Raw genomic sequence first — 20,289 nt, forward strand, 5'->3', positions numbered from 1 at the left:
TTGGTTGTGGGGGGCACGGTCATGCTGGAGGGCAGATCCATTCAATGCTCAGGCCGCCGGTGCGGATTGACTCAGCACCTGGGCGGTAATACTTGCTTGACCGATTTTTTCACCCCGGTTGAACAGGTCGATATAGATGCGGTTGGTCTTGAATGCCTGGAGCGCCGCATCAAAGCCGGCTTGCGGCGCCAATGACAACGGGCTGTTCCTGGGGATGGGGCGATCCAGGGTGAAGCTCAAGGCCAGCAGATTCATCGGGGTGTTGAGTGGAATCCGCAGATGGCTGTGGGCGATCTGCATGTAGCACTGGCGAGCGACTTCGAGGAAATACACCATCGAATAGTGCTCGGGATCACCTGCCTGGAAGAAGTGCTCCTGCGGCAGTTTCAGCGTGTCCACGCTCAGGCCCTGGGCGACACCGCTCATGTCACTGACGATGACGTTCTCTTCCCTGGCCTTGTGCAACAGGGCCTTGTTACGGCAGGGCGTGGCGGTGAATTCGCCGGCTGGCGATGTCTCGAACGCCGAGCTGTAGGCCATCCCGAGGACGCAGGTGCACATCACTTTCCCGGCCTGCATGACCTTGGCATTGAACACCTGGGGATCCTGGTCTTGCTCGACGTGCAGATCGATCACGCCTTGCTTCTGTACGTATTGCTGGAACTTGATCGTCAGGGTCTTGATGTAGGCGACCCGTCCGCTCAGAGGGGGCATCGCCAGTTCGATCAGTTGCAGCATGCCCTCGAGCAGCAAAATGCCCGGGACGTGATCCAGGGGGTGATCGAAGAAGTACGGGTGCGCTTCATCCACCACGAGCTGGGCGTGCAGCGACTGTGGGCTGCGCTGGGCATTGGCGATCACGATATGTTCCGCGCTGCGCTGCCAGCGTGTCGGGCGCTGGGATGTGTCGCCACGGTGCAGGGCGAACAGGCTTTCCATGGCGCGAACCCGCACCCGCAGCCCGGAGAGCAAGGTGCTGGTGAGCATGTCGCTGAGTTGCTGCACGTCGACGCCATCGTTCTGCGGTTCGCGAACCACACTGACAGGCCGGGCTGGCGTGATGACCTGCTGCAGTTCGTGGGATGACGAATGGGCAAAGCGCAACATGAAGGGATGCTTGATGGGCGAGCTGGCTTCGGCCGCCGCCGGGCTCCATTGGCGAAGTTTTTCGGTAAACAGCCACATCACCGTCTTGCCGGCATCGCGCACCTCGATCACCGAATGGGTCGTGCCCTTCAACATCACCGCCAACAGGGTCTCGATGCCACTGGCTTCAGCCAGGAAGCCGGTCATTTCCTGCAGCGATCCGCTGGCAGGCGTCGCAGCAGGCTGCAACTCACAGACGTCAACGTTCGGATAGTCGCTCGGCGCTTTGCCCAGCCGTTGGCAAGCCTCGTCCAACGAGTCGGCAGCGTGGGCGAGGACCGCCGCGCGGATCACCAGCAAGGGTTTTTCAGCGGCATCCGGTTGGTAACGACGCAGCGCGATCAGCCCCAGTCCTTCACCTTGCATGATTGTGCTGCTCCGGGCGCGCTCGACCTCGATTTCACCGCTGACAAAACGCCCTGCGCCGAGCAGCAGCGTGGTGATGCCGTCGTTGAACCATTGCGGCGAGGCCAGCAGGGTTTGCCAGAACAGTCCCGCCGTGCCGACCAGCGTCTGATGGAAACCCTTGAAGTCAAAAATCTGCGCCGGGTAGCCGGACAACATGTTCGGCAGCATGGTTGCCACGTCCGTCACCTCGACGCCCGGTGCCGTACCTTGCGCCCGGGAGTAGAAGTTGTGGGCGCTGCTGTAGGCATTGCTGAAGCGCTCGCCGCCCATGTTGCAGCACATGACCATCGCAGTGCCGGGCGAACCGGCCACGCCTGGCAAACGTCGCAGCAGATGATTGACGCGATCGGTGATCAACAGCTTGAACGGGTCGACATGAGCCAATGGCTTGGGACCCATGCCAAAGCCATCGATATCGATAACGTGGTCTTGGGCGAGGAATTTCCCCAGCAACGGTTGACCGGGCGCCGGGGTGTAATCAACGAAGCGCCCATAAGGGAACATGACCGAGGGGGCGGCGGGTTGATCGAGTTGCTGCTGGAATGACTGCAAGGAACGGTGGCTGCCCAGTGCTGCTTCAGCCTCGACAATGGCAAGGTCGAGCATTACCACGCCACTGGCGCTCGCGGGGGCGGTCAGGAGGGCGGCAGAGTGGTTGTCGGGAATGTATTCATCCACCACCAGGTGCGCGTTGGCGCCGCCGAAACCAAAACTGGAGATGCCGATCCGGAGTGCAGATTGATGATCCTCCAGGGGCTGTACCTGCTGGGTGGCGAGTCGCAGGCAGGTCTCGTCGACCTTGGTGCTGGGGCGGTAACCGGGCTGCGGGGGAATGCCTTTATGGCGCAGTATCATCAAGGCCTTGGCGAGCGAGGCCCCTCCGGCGGCGGCCAGGGGATGGCCGATGACCGACTTGATCGAACCGATGATGATTTTCTTGCCGTCCGGACGATGGGGGGCAAAGAAGCTGTTCAGCGAGGCCAGCTCCGTTGCGTCCCCAAGCGGTGTACCGGTGCCGTGGGTCTCGATGTAGTCCACATCGCGTGGATCGAGGCCGCGATAGGCACGTTGGTAGGCCGAGTACTGGGCCTGTTTGCCTGGCGCAAACACCGAGCCTTCGGCGCCGTCGGCGGACATGCCCAAGGCGCGCAGCACGCCCAGGGGACGACGCTGCGCTGTCAGGGCCTGGGCGAGCGGTTCGACCAGAAAGGCCACGGCACATTCGCCTGGCACGATGCCGTCGGCGTCCTGGCCGAACGCTTCCATCCGCGCGCGGGCGGAAAAAGCCGTCAACTGCGAGAAACCCAGGAACAGCGCGGGTGGCAGCACGGTGTTCAGGGCCATGACAATCGCGTTGTCAGCCTGACCACTGTTGACCAGCGCCTGGGCCATATCCAAGGCATAAGGGAACGAACTGCACGCGGTATCTACCGACAACGCCGGCCCACCCAAGGCAAAGGCTGCCGCCAGTTCCGCTACTTGCTCACCCGGTGTAAAGCCCGACGGCGTGTTGGTTTTTCCGGATGCGCCGGTGACGAAATAGCTCTCGTCGCTCCAGGAGGTCGCGACCACCAGTGCGGTGCGCTCCCTGCTCAGCGCCGAGCCTTGTCCGGCGAGTTGGGTGAGCAACGTCTGGAGCACTTTCTTGCCGATGGCGACCTGTCGTCCTTCGTGCCGTGACGGGGTCGAGGCGTCATCGGTCAGGCAAAAAGCGCTGTCCAGGTACGTGCGATCCTTCTCGCCGGCCTTGGTTGAATAGATCGACGCCTTGTCTAATTCCCAGCGCGTCGGCATGGATTCGATCGGTGCGATCTGCCCTTGCCAGAGCAACTGCCAAAGCGCATCCGTGGACGGCGCCCCCGGAAACTCGCCCGCCATCGCGGTGAAGCAGAAATCGCCCATTGTTGTTACTGCGCCACTCATACCTGTCTCCCTGATCGCCAAAATGCTGGGTGACCTGTTCGATCACCCGGATTCCATTCCTGTTGCTGCTGGGCTCAGCTCAACCTGGCCAGCAGCGACAAGGCATCTTGAGGAGTGCGACGGGACATCAGCGCTTCACCGGCAAACTCGCTGGCAGAGCACTGTTGCGCCATGGATTGGCAGAGCGCCTCGCGGGCAAAGCCGTTGAGGCCCAGTTGTGCGAACGGCGTCTGGATGTCGATCGACTGCGCTGCGTCCGGGATCAACGGAGACAGGGCGTTGAGCAGCAGGTTTTCTTCCTGCCCCTGAGTGTCCGTCGTGGCAGGTGAAGGCTCGACGCCAGGTGCTGCCTGCGGTGTTGGATCGGCCAGGGCGGCTTGAATCAGGGCAATGGTTGCCTGCGGGAGCTTGGCGTTGGCCAGCTCGGAACTGTGCGCCTTGAGTTGTGGCCACATGGCGACTCCCGACTCCAGGAAGTCCAACTGCACCAGCGAATCAAGGCCCAGGCTTTCATAGCTTTGTGACGGGTCGATCTGCTCAACCGTAAAGCCGGTGATGGCCGCGAGTTGGTCGAGCACCCATGCTTGGACATCCACCGTTGGTGCCTGCGGATCGGCTTCAAGCCGTGCCAGCAAAGCGGTCGGGGTAGGGGCATCGAAGAGCTGCGAGGTGAGGTCTTTCTTTTCCGGGAAGTGCTGGGCCAGGGATTCGAAAATATCGACCAGCCCCAGCGAGTCGATCCCCAGGCTCTCGAAGCTCTGATCGAAGTCGATCTGTTGCGGCTGGAAGCCGGTGACGGTGCTGATTTCGGCACGCAACCATTGCCCGTAGCTAAGTGCATCTGTCTCTTCGACGGCTTCGACGACAGGCGCCGGCGCCAGTATGGTCGGGTTCAAGTGCACCGGCTCCAGCACGGGAACACTCTGGTTGACAGCTGCTTCGGTCCCATTGGCATAAACGCCTTCAAGGACTTGTTGATGAGCATTGAAATAATGCGCAGTGACTGTTTCAGCCTGTTCCAGCAGTCGCAGCAATATTGCTTCTTTGGCGACATTGGATTCGCACAGTGAATCAATAATCTTTTCGGAAAGAGAGAAATAGCTATGGGCTATTCTCCCATTGGATACGATGAATTCCTGCACAACATCGTTAAGTTGCAAGCGCATAAAGTTCTCCTAACCAAGTCGGTCGATATTTCTATAAGTAAGAAAGATCAAAAATCATGGCCCAGGGCAGGGCCTTGTTTATATCAAATCATCAAACTGGCAGTAGCCATGGAGCGACTTAAAGTTGGAGTTCCACTGCGTCGGTCTCGCAAGTTATTGTTTTCCTGGCGCCCTTGAGCAACCCGGACCTTACGTTCAGATACGTCATCAGCGTTATTGCATCGGCGCCGAGGAAAGCGATATAGCCGTCAGGACGAATCAGCATCATCGTGCCTTCCTTGGCGTGATAGCGCTTATGCAGTCGCCAATCGGGGTCCAGCAACGTCGAATGCCAAGCCGGCAGGCCGGCGCTGCTCAGGGCGTCGATCACGCAGTAGGCCTTGATGCCTGGGTAGTCCTGTTCCACCGACTTGGCCAGCGTGTAGTAGCCTGGCAACAACGGCGAAAACTGATCGGCCGCGCTGAAAATCAACAGCGTGAATGTCCCGTGGAACAAGTCGATCAAGCGTTTTGTCGGCATCCCTTGCAGTTGCCACAGTTCGACATCGGGCGCCAGTTGCCCGGCGCGAGGCGCTGCGCTCTGGAACTCGGGTTTTTTCCCTTTCTTGCTCCAGTTCTTGCGCTGCTTCTTCGTCAGCGATTCTTGAATGTAGTCACTTTTCTCATAGTGATATTGATGACCGGAAATCATCGACGGCAGTTTGCGCTGGACCTTTTTGCGGTTGCTCAACAGCGGCAGGACGTTGTCGCGCAGCCACACCAGGGCGCGACGCCGGACCGTAATCAGCCCCGTCAGCCGGTGTGCGGTGTTCTCGACTTCCAGGGCAACCGGGTAGCGCTCTTCGTTGTAGCTGTCGAGCAAGGACGGATTCGCCAGGCCCTGATCGACATAAGCCATTTTCCAGGCCAGGTTATAGGCCTCGGAAACCCCCAGGTTCATCCACTGCCCACCGATGGGGCTGCCGATATGCGCCGAATCCCCCAGCAGAAATACGGAGCCTTGTTGCATCGATTGCACGCGGCGATGCTGGAAAGAGGCGATGGTGGTCGATGAAATGTTGGACAGCGTCATCTTTTGCCCGCGCCCTTCGCACAAGCGCTGGAAGTTCTCCAGGCTCAAGGACGGGCGCTCGCCTTCTGGTGGCAGGTTGTAGGGCATTTCGATGAACAGCCGATAACGCGATTGAGCGCTGATCGGTGCAACGGCCACGTAACCGTCCTGCGCACCCAGGAAGAATGCGCCCTCATCCTTGCTTCCGGACCACTCGATATCGGCATCGGCGAGCATGAAGAAGCGGTCGTAGGACGAGCCTTCGAACGTCATGTCCAGGCGTTTTCTGATGTTGCTGCGAGCACCGTCGCACGCGGCCACCCAACGACTGGTGAAGTGTTCGTCGGTGCCGTCGGCATGCTTGAGCGTCATGCGCACCGAACCCGGCTGGTTTTCGATGTCCACCAGTTCGGTGTTCCATTCCACCTCGGCGCCCAGCTCCCTGAGCCGCTCCAGGAGAATTTTCTCCGTTTGCGGCTGTGGCAGGCTCAGGAGCAGGGGATAGGGCGCGTCCAGGTAGGAGAAGTTGTAGTTCAGCACCCGCTTGGCGTTCGACTGCACCGAAAACTGGTTGATCGTGAAGCCGTCGTTGATGGCTTGCTCGGCAACGCCCAGGTCTCGAAAGATTTCCAGGGTCCGGGAATGGATAGCCATCGCCTTGGTCGCCGTCGAGGGGCCGGCGTTCCTTTCAATGATGCGGAACGACACGCCCCATTTCTTCAACAGGATTGCCAGGGACAGGCCAACAGGACCGGCTCCGACGATCATGACGGTCGGGGCGCTGCCAGGGCGCTTGAAATGATTGGGGGCCAACGTGCTCAGAGTGTTCATCGATCAGTACCAGTTTCTGTAGAAGGGAGAGTTGGCAATGCCGAGCAGGGCGTCGTCGCCCGATGAGTCGCCGTAGGCATAAATGTAAAAATCATCAAGGTTGCTCAAGCAGCCCTTGAGCCGCGTGACTTTCTCTCGCTCTACACAGTTGGTACCGGATATCCCGCCGGTCAGCTTGTTCTTTGCCGTTGCCAGGCGGGTGCCGCACACATAGTCAAAACCTGCGGCCTGGCCCCAGGGGATCAGGTAGTTTTCCGGCGAATTGCTCACCAGCGCGGTGACGTGCCCCATGGACTGATGCCATTGCAGCCGCCGCAACGCCTCGGGCCTGAGCCAGAGCGGCAGCAGCTCGCTGATGAAGTACTTGGCATGTTCGCGCTCTTGCTCCACTGACAGGCCGCCCAGGTAGCAGGCGATGAACGCCAGCCGTGCTTGCATCAGTGGGGTGATGCCGACGATCACGCTGAGCATCTTGGGCAGCAGGGGAATGATCCGCAGCCAGAACGAGCGGGTGCCCACGATAAAGCGCATGTAGCGCCAGAACGTGTGCCGGTCGGTCAATGTGCCGTCGAAGTCGAAAACGGCCAGGACCGGTTGTGTGCTGTTAGCGAGCATGGGCCTCTTCCTTGAGAGAAGTAATCTCGATGGTCTTGGGCAGCTTGAAGCCCGATAGGTAGCGCGAAAGCAGGGTGGACAGTGCGTTCTGGGTCAGCTCGCCGGTCCCTTCGACGCTCAGGTGCAGCACGTTGACTTCCTTGTGGTCCGGGACGATATAGGCCTTGGCGCGCACCACGTCGGGGTGCTTGAGGGCGACGGATTCGATTTCCACCAGATCGACCATCTGCGCCTTGATCTTCGAGATTCGCAGGCGCTGGCAATAGAAAAACACATGGCCATCGTCGTCCTGCCAGACCAGGTCACCGCTGTGGAACCAGCCATCGCGGAAGAACCGCGCATTGGTGTCCTCGGCATCGTTATAGCCGTCGATCACCATCGCGCCACGTATCAGCAATTCGCCGATACGCCCAGGCGCTACGTCCCGGCCCTGGGCATCGACGATGCGCAGTTCCACGCCGCTGATCGGCTGGCCCATGGCGCCACGGTGGACCGTACCAATCGAGCTCTGGACGATTACGGGCATGCTTTCGGTCAAGCCATAGCCCTGCAGCACCGGATTGCACCCCAGCAACTTCCCCAGCTTCTCGGCTTCATCGGCCGGCAGGTGGCTGCCCCCCGAGTAAATCATCAACTGCGGGTGCAACGGCAGGAGCGCACCTTTGCGTTTGGCCAGGCGCGTATTGAAGTAGCGAATGACATCGGGCACCAGGCAGGCAAAGGTGACGTGATGCTCGGACAGGACTTCAGCGAGGTCTCGGTTGAGCAGGGTGTTGGTCATCAGCAGGGTGGCGCCCACGCTCAAGGGAAACACCATCATCACGGACAGGCCGAAGATGGCATACAGTGGCAACGTCACCAGATGAACGGAGCCGACGCCTTGCAGATGAAAGTGCTCATGCAGCCCGTCGCTCGATTGCGTCAGGTCGAGATAACGGTGAGAAACAGCCAGGGGCCTGCCGATGCCCCGATAGGTGAATTGGACCGAGACGACCGGATTACCCTCGGGCAGCAACAAGGGTTCGACCTGGCAAGGCAGTTGAGAGGTGGCCGTTGCGTTGGCGGGCAGGGACGATGACGGTTCGCTCCCTCCGTCCAGCACCAGGGAGTGCCTGACACCGTTGTCAGCCTGGAACACCTCACTGTGTTGCACCCATAGCGTTTCGGTCGTGACCACGAGCGTCGGCCTGGCGAGGCTGACGACACTGGCCATTTCGAAAGGGGTCAACTTGTAGTTGAGGATGACCGGAATGGCGCCTCGCCCGATGATCGCCAAGTAGTAAGCGATGAATGCCACCCCATTGGGCAGCACCAGCGCTACTTTGTCGCCAGGCAATACACCAAGCGCTGTAAGAGCGCCATTGCATTGTTCAGCCTTGATGTGCAACTCGCGGTAAGTAACGGTATCTTCTTCCGTGTCCAGATGCCGAATAGCAACTTGCTCGGGAAACGATTCCGAAAAACCGACAAAGCGATGCAGAAAACCTTCTTTATATGAAAGGCTTTTCATTTACCAACCTCTCTCAATCCTTGGATATATGGCTAGTCAAAAAAAGTACTACAGAGGCAGGCTATATATGAATTGTTTCAATTAAGCATCTGTGTAGTTGTTATTCCGATACCAATCCAGGGTATCGGTCAGGGTTTCAGCAACAGGGCGGAACTTGCACTCCAATTCTCTTGAGCTTTTGTTATGGCTGAAATGAGTGCGGCCTTGTTCTTGCTCCATGAGCTTGACCGTGGAGGTACTGATGAGCACCGGCTTTTTTGTGATCCGGTAGTAACCTTCATAGATAAGCGCGATGATTCGCAGCATGAACAGAGGCACTTTTCGCTCTGGGGCTTTTATGCCACTGACGCTGGACAGCGCTTGGAAAATGCTCTTCATGTCCATGTGATTGCCGGCGGCCAGGTAGCGCTCTCCGGACCTGCCACGGGTGATGGCCGCGATTTGATGCTCGGCCACATCCCGGGCATCGACAACGGAAAAGCTTCCGGGGAGTACACCGGGCAATTTCTGTCCGACAAAGTCGAGCAGGAACTGTCCTGAGGAAGTAGGGCCGATATCGCCGGGGCCGAACATCCACCCTGGCAGGACCATGGCGATAAACATGTCCGGGTGCTGCGCCAGGAATTGCTGGACCTTCTGTTCGGACAATATTTTGCTCAAGTAATAATCGTCAGCCTCCAATTCACTGCGAGACATGGTTTCATCGATCACTTGATCCCGATTGCCCTTCAATACGGCAATGGAGGAGGTGTGGACCGCACGACGGATACCGGCGTCATAAGCGGCTTGCAACAAGCGCTCGGTGCCGGTCACATTGGTGTCATACAGTTTTTGCCAATGTTTCCCGCCTTTGTAACTGTCGCGGAAATAGGCCGCCGTATGAAACAGGGCGTCACAGCCTTGCAGGGCATGGGCGAAGGCCTCGACATTAAGCATGTCGCCTTCGACGAACTCCACAGGCAGGCTGCCGAACTGTTTCCTGGCTTTCTCTACGGAACGAACCAACGCTTTTACTTTGATGTTCCGCTTTAACAGCGCACGAACGACATTATTCCCGAGCAGGCCAGTAGCGCCTGTAACGAAGGCATATTCCATTAAAATCCCGCTCCTGTGAGGTGACCTGGCATTGCATCGAGAGCGGTGTCACTGACTCGATGCGCTGATCAGGCGTTGGGCTCCACCAACGGCGCAAGTAAAAACCATTCGGTATCTGAAAATCAAGTGGTATTTCGTCGGATTGACGAGCTGATGGCTCTGCATCGGGCTTCGTGCAGGTTTTTTCAGGTTCCGGTGCATGCTCGAGGGCAGGAAAATATCCGCTTTGAGCCGCTCAAAGGGACGGCAAGGGCTCATCGAGGGGCGCGAAACGAAGACTGTGAGTCACGCCTATCCGGCAAAAACTGGGGCCGGTAGCCCCATCTAGGGGGCCTTTGCGGCTGTTCCAACTACATGGCACATACATGGCATTTTTTGAAAGTTAAAATGTAAATGATTGAACAAGGCGCGTATAAGATATGATGGCGAAAACGGGTTCCGTACAGTGAGTAATCGATTCGTTGCATTCAGTCACACATAGCTATCTTGTTTGGCCAAAGGAGCCGAGGGCGTGATTAAAAAGAGACTAGGTCGAGAAGAGAGCCAGCAAGTAACAAGAGACAAATTGTTCGACACAGCCACTGAGCTGATGATCCGCAAGGGCTTTCATGCCGCCAGCGTCAACGTTATCGCCGAAGAGGCGGGCTTTTCCAAAGGCGCCTTTTTCTCAAATTTCTCAAGTAAATCGGACTTGCTGCTGCAATTGACTCAACGCTTCAAGCGAGTTGAGATCGAGCGACTGAGTACGACCCTGGCATCGGGATATTCGGCGGAACAGTTGAGCCACGGCTTGAATGCCTATATCGATACGCTGAAGAACAATACCCGCTGTGCGATCCTCGATGCCGAGTTGCAATTGATCGCCTTGCGCGATGAAGAATTCTCGCCGCATTACTACGACTTGCATGAGGAAAACAGCGAGGCCTTGGGCAAGTTGATTACCATCATATTCAATCATGCTGGCAAGAAGCCGCCGCTGGCCTACGCCGCGCTTGCCAAGACCTTCACCGCCCTGGCGGAAGGTCTGATATTGCAAGGGCATAAAGACCCAGCTGTTGAAATCAAGCTGGTGCTGAACTCGCTCATCCAGACCGCAGAGCCTCTATAAGTCCCTGGCGTTATCGTTATTGGCCCAGCAATCGGCAATGCCATGGGCCTGGAAGGTCTTGAAGTTATCCGGGATGCACCGCAAGGTTTGACTGAACGCATGGATGGGTCTTTAGTTGTGCAATACAACTAATGGCTCGTTGCGTCCGAGGTCCCCCCGTGAACCAGTGCCCACCAGACCTGATTGAAAAAATCCGTTCGGCGTCGCGTCTCATGGTGCGGGAGCTGGGGTTCATGCACGCCACGCTGGCTGCGACGGGTTATCCGCCGTCGTCGGTGCACACAATAGTCGAACTCGGCAATCGCCAATCCCTGACGGCGGGTGAGCTTGTCGAGCTGCTTGGCTTGGAAAAATCCAGCGTAAGCCGGATGGTTCGCAAGCTCGTCGAGGCCGGTGAGATTGAAGAAATTGCCCATGAACAGGATGCCCGAGCCAAGCGACTGCGGCTCACCGCGCAGGGGCAAAAGACCCTTCGAGCCATCGATGCTTTCGCCACCCAACAGGTTGTCGCGGCCATGTCTCACTTATCCAGCGAGCAATGTCAGACCGTGAGCGAGGGGGTTGCCAGCTATGCCGCTGCGCTGCACGCTCATCGACTCGGTACGGAGCCGCCTGCGCCGGTGCAGTTGGAGATTGCCCGGGGCTACCGTCCAGGCGTGATTGGCCGCATTGTGCAAATGCATGCGGACTATTACTCCAGGCATTCGAACTTCGGCCAGTTGTTCGAAAGCCTGGTGGCATCGGACATGGCGCAACTGATGGGGCGTTTGCACAACCCGCGCAATGAGGTCTGGTCGGCCCTGGATGGCGAACGCGTGGTCGGTTCGATTGCCATCGACGGAGAAGGAGAGGACGGCAGTGCGGTACTGCGTTGCTTCATCCTGGATGATTCGGCACGAGGCAAGGGCGCCGGCAGACGCCTGTTGGCTGAAGCGATGAAGTTCTGTGACGAGTGGGGCTTCAGTTCAACGAGCCTCTGGACGTTCCAGGGGCTCGATGCTGCCCGCAAGCTGTACGAGGATTTCGGTTTCAAGTTGGAACGGGAGCAAGAAGGACAGCAATGGGGGCGACCCGTCACGGAACAGTGTTTTGTACGACCGGGCCCAGCCGTCTCGCCAATTTGAAGTCGTATCAATCGGCGGTGTTGGATATGCCCTCACAAACAATCTGGGCGATTGCTACACGCCGTTGTCAGGCATGATCTAAGCTCCAGAGGAGGGTTACCCGAGCAGGGGGTTTCAATGCGAAGCGCACCTGAAAACAGCCTGAAAAAGGCACTGAAGGCCTGCCGGGACAGCTTCATCTCTGTCGGGTTTTTCAGCTTTTTCATTAATGCGCTGATGCTCGTACCCACGTTTTACATGCTCCAGGTCTATGGGCGAGTGATCACCAGCGGGAGTCTTACGACCCTGACCATGCTGACGCTGATCATGACCGCATTGCTGGTGACCCTCGGTTCGCTGGAATGGATCCGTTCGCGTGTCATGGTTCGGGTCAGCACCCGGCTGGATGTGCTGCTCAGTCGCCAGGTCTATAGGGCCAGTTTCAAACGTGCCCTGGAAAGTGGCGGCATGGATGCCTCGGCCCAGTCGCTCAATGACTTGACCGGCTTGCGGCAGTTCCTTTCGGGTAACGGCTTGTTCGCGTTTTTCGATGCGCCCTGGTTGCCGATCTATATCGCGGTGATGTTCCTGTTTCATCCCTGGTTTGGCTGGGTCGCGACGGGCAGCGCGCTGTTGTTGCTCGTGCTCGCCTTCGTCAACGAACGACTGACGGGGCCGGTACTGGCCCAGGCCAACAAGGAGCACATTGGCGCGACGCTCTACACCACCAAGAGCCTGCGCAACGCCGAAGTGATCGAATCCATGGGCATGCTTGAGACCCTGATGGATCGTTGGGGACGGCGCCAACGCAACGTGCTGTTGCTGCAATCGGCGGCGAGCGACAGCGGGGCGATCATCAGCACGCTGTCGCGTACCTTTCGCATCCTTGTGCAATCGCTGGTGCTGGGGCTGGGGGCGTACCTGGCCGTGGACCATCAGGTAGGGGCCGGCCTGGTGTTCGCCGGGTCCGTGTTACTGGGGCGGGCGCTGGCCCCCATCGACCTGATCATCGGCAGTTGGAAGGGATTTATCGCCGCTCGTTCTCAATACAGCCGTTTGAACGACATCCTCGATAAACAGCAGGCCCAACCCGAGCGCATGTCCTTGCCGGCGCCCCAGGGGCATGTCCAGGTCGAGAACCTGATTGTCGCGGCCCCCGGGTCCAGGGTGCCGATCCTCAAGAACATCAGTTTCAGCGCACCTGCCGGCTGCATGGTGGGCGTCATCGGTCCCAGTGCGGCGGGGAAGTCGACCCTGGCCAGGGCGCTGCTGGGTGTCTGGGCGGCGCAGCACGGGGTGGTTCGGCTCGATGGCGCCGACATCAGCACTTGGGACAAGCATGAGCTTGGGCCCTATATCGGTTACTTGCCCCAGGACATTGAATTGTTCGAAGGCACCCTCGGCGAAAACATCGCTCGCTTCGCCGGAGTCGATTCGGTGAAGGTGATCCAGGCGGCCAGGATCGCGGGTGTTCACGAGATGATCCTGCAGTTTCCCGATGGTTACGACACTGTCATCGGTAGCGAGGGCCTCATGCTTTCGGCAGGGCAGCGCCAGCGCATCGGACTGGCCCGGGCACTGTATGGCAGCCCACGGCTGATCGTTCTCGACGAGCCCAATTCCAATCTTGATGACGTCGGTGACCGCGCCCTGGCGGCAGCGATCCAGCAGCTCAGGCAGACCGGCGCGACGCTGTTTGTCATTACCCATCGGACCAACATCGTGTCGCAGCTTGATCGGCTCATGGTGATGAACGCCGGGATTATCAGTCTCTACGGGCCACGCGAGCATGTCCTGGCCGAACTTAACGCGCAGCGACAGCAGGCACAGATGCCAGCCGTGCCCGCAAGCACCGGCACGGCTTCGGTCGATACCGGCAAGGGTGATTCCGATGAATCCCATGGTGCCCAGTCGTCAAATTGAGAGCTTCGCTGACCTGCCGACATCCGATCACAAGATTCGTCGCCTGGGCGTTGTCATCATCGGCGTGATCTTCGGCGTGTTCGGCACCTGGGCGGCCATCGCGCCCCTCGACGGCGCCGCGTATGCGCCAGGCGTGGTCACCGTGCAGGCTTATCGAAAAACCGTCCAGCACCTTGAAGGCGGCATCGTCAAAGCGCTGCTTGCCCACGATGGCGACATCGTCAAGCGTGACGATCCGCTGATCATTCTCGATGACGCCCAGTTGCGCTTCGAATACGAGATGGCTCGCGGCCAACTGATCGCGGCCAGGGCCATGGAGGCGAGGCTTATCGCCGAGCGCGACAGTTTACCGATGATCGGTTTTGGTGACATCGCCGATCCCGACAGTGTGCGGGGCATGGAGGCGCGCCAGGGCGAGACCCGGGTATTCAGCGCTCGACAAGGTTCACGACTGGGCCAGATCGCGGTGCTGCGCGAGCGCGTTGGCCAGTTCCGCCAGCAGATCAAGGGGCTGGAATCGATGGTCGGTTCCAAGGTTCATCTGGAGAAATCCTACAGCGGTGAAATCGATGAGTTGACCGACCTTCTCAAACAGGGGTTCGTTGACAAGCAGCGCCTGCTCGAACAGGAGCGCAAGTTGGGGCTGCTGCGTTCAGAGGTTGCCGATCACCGCTCCACCATTGACCGGACGCGCCTGCAGATCAACGAAACACAACTGCAGATCCTGCAGGTCGACAAGGATTTCAATGCTGACGTCGTCAAGCAACTGGCCGAGGTCCAGACCCGGATCTACGACCTGAAGGAGAAAACCTCGGCGCTGGAAGACCGGCTCTCTCGTATCGTCATCCGGGCGCCCGAGGCGGGCATGGTGATCGACATGTCGGTGCACACCATTGGCGGGATCGTGCGTCCGGCGACGCCACTGCTCGATATCGTGCCCTCGGTGTCCGACCTTGTCATCGAGGCCCAGGTGGCACCGGTGGATATCGATCGCATCGCCATCGGCAAGCGTGCCGATATCCGTTTCGGCGCATTCAATAGCGCCACCACGCCGGTGATCGAAGGCGAGGTCAGCAGCGTGTCGGCAGACCGGATGACCAACGAAAAGACGGGGACGGCCTATTACCTGGCTCGGGTGCGGGTAACCGAGGCGGGTGCGCGCACCTTGGGTGAGCGCAAATTATTGCCGGGCATGCCGGCGGACGTTTTGATTATCACCGGGCAACGCACGTTGTTGCAGTATCTGATGCAGCCGGCTCGCAATGCCCTTTCTCAATCGATGATCGAGGAATGACCATGGTTGCGGCGGCAGCTCTGCTAGGCAGTGTATTGATGCTCGCCGCGGGTGCGGTCCTGGCACAAACCGAGGCTGCAACGCCCGCCGAGGTCAACGCCTCGACGTTTTCCACCGACCTCATGCAGCTTTATCGCGAGGCACGGCTGGAGGATCCGCAGATCGTGGCGTCCTATGCGCAAGCGAAGGCGGGCCAGGAGCATCAGCGCGAGGCCATGGGCGCGCTCTTGCCGCAGTTGTCGTTCAGCGCCGGGTCGAACCGGATTCACCAGGAAAGCGACCTGGTGCAGCGTAGTTTCGATAGCGAAAGCTACGGCCTGGTGCTGCGTCAGTACCTCTACAACAAAGCTGCGTGGGAGAACTATCAGAAGTTCAAGAGCCTGGCTCGGCAGTCCGAATCCCAGGCCCTGGAAATCCAGGCCGAAGCCTCGGTGGAGCTGGCCCAGCGTTACTTCACCGCGCTGGCGGCTGAGGATGAATTGCAGTTGGTGCGGGCAGAGCGTCGAACCACCCAGAGGAGCCTGGACCGGATCAATGCGTTGTACGAAAAGCAACTGGCATTGATCACCGATCAACTCGATCTCAAGGCCCGGGTGGATCTGCTCACGGCCCAGGAACTGGACGCTCGCAACCAGGTCAGCCTCAGTCGCGAGGCACTGGCGGAGATCGTTGGCCGGCCGGTCAAGGAGCGACTCAACCGGATTCGTGAAGACCTTCAGTTGCAAGTCTCGGCAAACAGCCTGGAGACCTGGGTTCGCGATGGCATGGCACTCAACCCGGCGCTCAAGGCCAACGAAAGCGGCGTCGAGGCGGCGGGGGCAGCGTTGCGCAGCGGCAAGGGTGGGCACTATCCGACGCTGAGCCTGAACCTGAGTGCCCAACAGACCAATGAGGGTTACAACAACTCCCTGGCCCCCCGCACCGACAGTTATGTCGCCGGGATAGGTCTCCAGGTGCCGCTGTACAGCGGTGGCTCGACCTCGGCGCGGGTCCGTGGACTCTACGAGGATCAAGTGGTTGCCGAGCAACAGTTGGAGGCGACCCGGCGCCGGGTGGTCAAGGAGATCACCAACGCCTACCTGACCGCCAATTCCAATGGCGAAAAAATCGGTGCGAACCGGCTGGCATTGGAATCGGCACAGTTATCGAGGGTGGCTGCCGAGAAAGCGCTGAGCTACGGGATGGTCAATTCCGTCGATGTCCTGGCCAGTGTACGCAATGAGTTCCGCGCTCGGCGCGACTTGCTAAAGACCCAATACGACTTTCTCAGCAACGTGCTGATCCTGAACCGCTGGGCGGGAAAACCACCGGCCGAGGGTATAGAGAATGTGAATGGCTGGTTGAGTTCCGGCAGCGTTGGCCAGGACTTTCGTTGATCGGGATAGGCCCATGCAGCACACCGTTGGCTGATTCGGAGCAGGTTTTTGACGGTATATTGACGTCATGTTTATTGAGATGTGTAAGTGCGTGCCGCTCGTCGATTAATTGACGATTGTCTCTCGGCGTCATACAGGCTGCCAATTCCTCGCTCCTGGCTTAACGAGCTGATTTAGCGAGTGTTTTTTCACTTTCGGGAAGTTTGGGCAGACGGGTCGGCGCCAAGCCTCGGCCGACGGCTGGCTGATGGGCCGCCAGTGGCGCGCTGGGCTGGCCTAGACTCAGCCTACGAGCTCGAAAGGGGCACATTATCATGTGTAAGTTGTTGATAATTATTCCTATTCAGGTTGTCTCGATGGTTTCTTCCGGCTTCTTGAAATGCACGCTACCCCCACCAGAACATCCAGTGGACATCCTGGTTTGTCTTGCGAGGGGGTTAACGATATGAGACCGGATCATAGAGCACCCATCCGCGTGATGTTGGTCGATTGTCGTCCCCTTGTCCTCCGGGGGCTTCATGACTTGATCAACGCCAGAAAGCCGCAGATGGAAGTGAGCGGTCAGGCTTCGACCTATACCCATGCACTGGACCTTGCCGATCAGTTGCGGCCCAACGTGATTTTCTTCAGTTTCTTTCCCGATGCACTCAACCCTCTGGAAGTGGTTGCCGGGCTGACCCGCAGCGCGCAGATGAAAGTGCTCGTGCTCAAGGGCTTGTATGAGGCCGTTCCTGTTGCCCAGGCGATAGAGGCGGGCGCACGCGGTATCGTGTTGGCCGAAGACCCGACGGAGTCGATCATCCAGGCCATCGTCAAGGTGCACCATCGCGATATCGGAATGGATAGGGCCTGGGCCGGTGGGCTTTCCGGCTATGCCGCCATCGGCCATGCAACCCCCCAATGCAATCTGGAGCAGGCGAAACAGGCTCGGTTGACGCTGCGTGAGAAGGAATTGATTCGTGCCATCGTGGGGGACCCGTCTGCCAAATACATCAGCATCGCTGAGCGCCTGGGTATCAGCGAGCACACGGTGCACAATCACCTCAGTAACATCTATCAGAAGCTTGATCTTATCAACCGCATCGACCTGTTGATGTATGCGCTCAAGCATGGGCTTACCAACAGTGAAGAGCCGCCGGAGTCCACTTGGGTGGAGTTGGATTGACCGGTCTGTGTGGGAGCGAGTTGGCGGCCTTGTAGTCGAGGCGTCTACAAGTGCCCGCCAACCCTTTCGATTTGGGGCGAGTTGTTAACGTGGATCGGCGATATCCAGCGCCCGATTCGCCAGCAGCTCACTCACTTCAATCACTTGCTGGATACCCATCGCAACATGCCGGCGAGAACCCTCAAGATCGAATGCCAGGTCGCTGATCATGGCGTTGGCTGAGGCCAGGTTTTCGCTGAGGTTGGCGAGCAGGCTTTCAGTGTCGATGCCATCGACAACGGTGAAGAGCTGAGGCGTTGGCCGGCCTTTCTTGGGTTTGGCCTGTTCCGGCTTCAAGTAATAATCGAGTGCCCGCTCGGTGGCTTCGTGGAATTTTTCCGGATCGAGGCTTGAGTAGGAAGAGGTGGGGTCTGATTCCGGTGGATTGGGTGTGGCTTTGAACATGATGACGCTCCTATGGGGAATGGGAGCCGCCAAGACCTGTCGCTAAACAGAATGGTGGCGACTGCACGCAGGTTAGCGAACCGGACATAGGCACCCGGCAGACCCGAAGGTCTCCTACATACAGCCGCCATGACGTAATTGCGGTTAGATCCCGCAATGAAGCATGGTTGCTTATGTGCCTATGGTTCGGGTCGCTAAACCCGACCGCTGATTCGTCAGCGACCAGGAAACGATAGAGTCTGGCCCCAAGGCGCACAAGCGGGCGGATTCTGGCTTAGTTGTAGGCAAAGGCGCAAGACGACGTAGCCTCAGGACTGGCGCTCCTTGTTACTGGGTATTTGTCTGTAAGACTCGATGCCTGCCGTCAAAGGGGTGAGCTGGTTTCGTCGTGATCAGGGAAGGTATGAAAAGTGATGCGAGGATGGTTTCCAGGCCATCCTCGCATCTTTTACGCACGCGATGCTTCAGGCGTTGCCAAAGACAACGTCGCTGCTCTGCAGGTCCACGCCCACCAACGTAATGGTCGTAATTTGCCCGCCAGACTCGGCGACCGTCACGATGCTGTCCGCGCCGGCGTTATCGATCGATTGGACAACGGCGCTCTGGTCACCATTGAGCACCAGCGTGTCCCGCAGGTTTTGGCTTACATCAAAGCCCGTGACCTGGTACTGGTTCTCGATGAATGTCAGATCGACGTTGAAGGCATCACGCTCGCCGCCCGTGCCCACCAGCGTGTAGTCGAAGAGTGCATCGGCTGCGTTGTTGGCGAACAGGTTGGCGTCGAACGCACTGGTCGCGGTATCGCCGTCCTTGTCCGTCAGCGTTGCGTTGAACGAGAGTTGCACATCGCTGGCCAGGTTCTCGGTTTCCTGGATGAACTGGATGACCGGAATCTTGATCGCGCCACGACCCATTGTGAGCTGGACGGCATCGATCATCGCCGTGCCCTCGCGCTCGATCTCGAAGGACACCTGGCCACCTGCTTCGGGCGTCAGGGTGTTGACCTCGGTGAGGTTGGAAAACGTGCCGTCTTCGTAATAGATCCGGAAGTACAAATCCTCGGTCGCGGTGTTGTAGCCGGCCACCGAGTTGTCGATGAAGATTTTCATGCCTGTTACCAGGCTCTCCGGGTTGATGACGAAGCTTTCATCGGCCGCGCCGATTGCCGCCAGGTTGTCCCCTTGCAGGAGGTTGTTGCCGACGCCGATGCCGGAGGTGCTGACGTTCATGGCCGTCGGGTCGATGTAGGACGGCAGTGGCGTGGTTTGCAGGGCAGCCTCGGTGGGGTCGGGGGCTCCTAGCCCGATGCCGGTCAGGATATCCGTGGTGGAGGCCAGTGCCTTCGCGGAGAAGAACACGATTTCTTCGGATGCCGAAGGAATGGCCGGATTGTTCGTCTCAGGGATCAACAAGGTGCGCACCGGATCCGGGCCACCGGCATCGAGCGAACCGTCGGCACTGCTACGTACGATGGTCGAGCTGAAGCCTTGCACCAGGTCCAATGCATAGCTGCCATTGGCATAGGCGGTCAGCGTGTAGTCGACGCTGGTATCGGCGGTGGCGGCGTTGTTGTCGAAGTCACCGGTCAACGTCCCGGCGAAATGGTACGCGCCATCGACGTCCGGCGAGGGTGCTTGCTCGACGAGCGTGCCGGTCCCGGTCGTGGTCGTGTCGTCGGGCCTGACCAGGGTGAACTGGCCATTGACCAGCGAGATATCCAGGCCCGCGGCTCCCAGCCCGTCGGCCCCGGCCGATTTCTCCCAGAATCCGTATTGCGCAAGCACGCTGCCGGTGCCGATCAGGTTGCCGAACGCAACCGAAGGGCCGTCGTCCTCGAACACTAGGTTCTGGCCGATGTTGAGCGTCGCCTGGACGCTGTCACCGTCCTTGTCGGTTTTGGTCGCGGTCAGCGTGACCAGGTTGTCCGAGGTCAGGCTCTTGGCGTCATCGGGATTGGTGGCGTCGGGATGCACCAGCGCCCGGATCTGGTCGAGCGTGACATCGCCATTGGCGGCCACGCTGACCGTGAATACCAGCAGGTTGGTGCTGGCCGTGCGGCCTTCTACCGTTGTGCCGTTGAGCGACAGATTGACCGCTTCACCCGTGGCCGTGTCGGTCAGCCCGGAAGCGC

The 20,289-nt window shown here is 59.0% G+C and carries 14 protein-coding genes; 6 read left to right on the forward strand and 8 right to left on the reverse strand.

The annotated features are described in order from the left end of the window. Nucleotides 1-48: 48 nt before the first annotated feature. The 6 genes from BLT00_RS03050 to BLT00_RS03075 form a co-directional block, all read right to left on the reverse strand. The gene (locus tag BLT00_RS03050) at nt 49-3,477 is read right to left on the reverse strand and encodes a beta-ketoacyl synthase N-terminal-like domain-containing protein (protein WP_092141915.1); all 3,429 of its coding nucleotides are present in this window, start codon (nt 3,475-3,477) and stop codon (nt 49-51) included. A 74-nt stretch (nt 3,478-3,551) separates the two neighbouring features. After that, entirely contained in the window at nt 3,552-4,643 is a 1,092-nt protein-coding gene (locus BLT00_RS03055; protein WP_092141912.1) for a phosphopantetheine-binding protein, read from the reverse strand. A 118-nt stretch (nt 4,644-4,761) separates the two neighbouring features. Further along, complete coding sequence (locus tag BLT00_RS03060) at nt 4,762-6,525, reverse strand: FAD-dependent monooxygenase (protein WP_092141909.1); 1,764 nt, start codon at nt 6,523-6,525, stop codon at nt 4,762-4,764. Nucleotides 6,526-6,528: 3 nt separating this feature from the next. Beyond that, nucleotides 6,529-7,140 (reverse strand): HAD-IB family hydrolase, encoded by a 612-nt coding sequence (locus BLT00_RS03065; RefSeq protein ID WP_092141906.1) that lies wholly within the window; start codon nt 7,138-7,140, stop codon nt 6,529-6,531. Beyond that, entirely contained in the window at nt 7,130-8,650 is a 1,521-nt protein-coding gene (locus BLT00_RS03070; RefSeq protein WP_092141903.1) for a class I adenylate-forming enzyme family protein, read from the reverse strand. The genes BLT00_RS03065 and BLT00_RS03070 overlap by 11 nt, the downstream gene beginning before the upstream one ends. Nucleotides 8,651-8,731: 81 nt before the next feature. Then, nucleotides 8,732-9,745: an SDR family oxidoreductase gene (locus tag BLT00_RS03075; protein WP_072347767.1), complete on the reverse strand. Its 1,014-nt coding sequence runs from the start codon at nt 9,743-9,745 to the stop codon at nt 8,732-8,734. 511 nt (nt 9,746-10,256) lie between these two features. Between BLT00_RS03075 and BLT00_RS03080 the strand changes: the two genes are divergently transcribed. The 6 genes from BLT00_RS03080 to BLT00_RS03105 all read left to right on the forward strand — a co-directional run bounded on the left by BLT00_RS03080 (nt 10,257) and on the right by BLT00_RS03105 (nt 17,714). Then, a complete protein-coding gene (locus BLT00_RS03080) occupies nt 10,257-10,853 on the forward strand; it encodes a TetR/AcrR family transcriptional regulator (protein WP_063321617.1) in 597 nt (198 codons plus the stop codon). 212 nt (nt 10,854-11,065) lie between these two features. Continuing rightward, a complete protein-coding gene (locus BLT00_RS03085) occupies nt 11,066-11,977 on the forward strand; it encodes a bifunctional helix-turn-helix transcriptional regulator/GNAT family N-acetyltransferase (protein ID WP_092141900.1) in 912 nt (303 codons plus the stop codon). Nucleotides 11,978-12,094: 117 nt separating this feature from the next. After that, the gene (locus BLT00_RS03090) at nt 12,095-13,879 is read left to right on the forward strand and encodes a type I secretion system permease/ATPase (RefSeq protein WP_092141897.1); all 1,785 of its coding nucleotides are present in this window, start codon (nt 12,095-12,097) and stop codon (nt 13,877-13,879) included. Beyond that, entirely contained in the window at nt 13,848-15,173 is a 1,326-nt protein-coding gene (locus tag BLT00_RS03095; protein WP_175456198.1) for an HlyD family type I secretion periplasmic adaptor subunit, read from the forward strand. Before BLT00_RS03090 ends, BLT00_RS03095 begins: the two co-directional genes overlap by 32 nt. 2 nt (nt 15,174-15,175) lie before the next feature. Next, a complete protein-coding gene (locus BLT00_RS03100; RefSeq protein WP_092141894.1) occupies nt 15,176-16,549 on the forward strand; it encodes a TolC family outer membrane protein in 1,374 nt (457 codons plus the stop codon). Nucleotides 16,550-17,027: 478 nt separating this feature from the next. Next, nucleotides 17,028-17,714, forward strand: a complete 687-nt coding sequence (locus BLT00_RS03105) for a response regulator transcription factor (protein ID WP_086936599.1) — start codon at nt 17,028-17,030, stop codon at nt 17,712-17,714. 84 nt (nt 17,715-17,798) lie between these two features. Here BLT00_RS03105 and BLT00_RS03110 read toward each other — a convergent pair whose 3' ends face one another. Then, nucleotides 17,799-18,158, reverse strand: a complete 360-nt coding sequence (locus BLT00_RS03110; protein WP_063321612.1) for a DUF6124 family protein — start codon at nt 18,156-18,158, stop codon at nt 17,799-17,801. A gap of 464 nt (nt 18,159-18,622) precedes the next feature. Then, on the reverse strand, nt 18,623-20,289 hold a 1,667-nt coding region (locus BLT00_RS03115), incomplete at its 5' end, for a DUF5801 repeats-in-toxin domain-containing protein (RefSeq protein WP_256572744.1).

Origin of the sequence: Pseudomonas sp. NFACC51, from assembly GCF_900103575.1 — a bacterium.
Classification (GTDB): Bacteria; Pseudomonadota; Gammaproteobacteria; order Pseudomonadales; family Pseudomonadaceae; genus Aquipseudomonas; species Aquipseudomonas fluorescens_Q.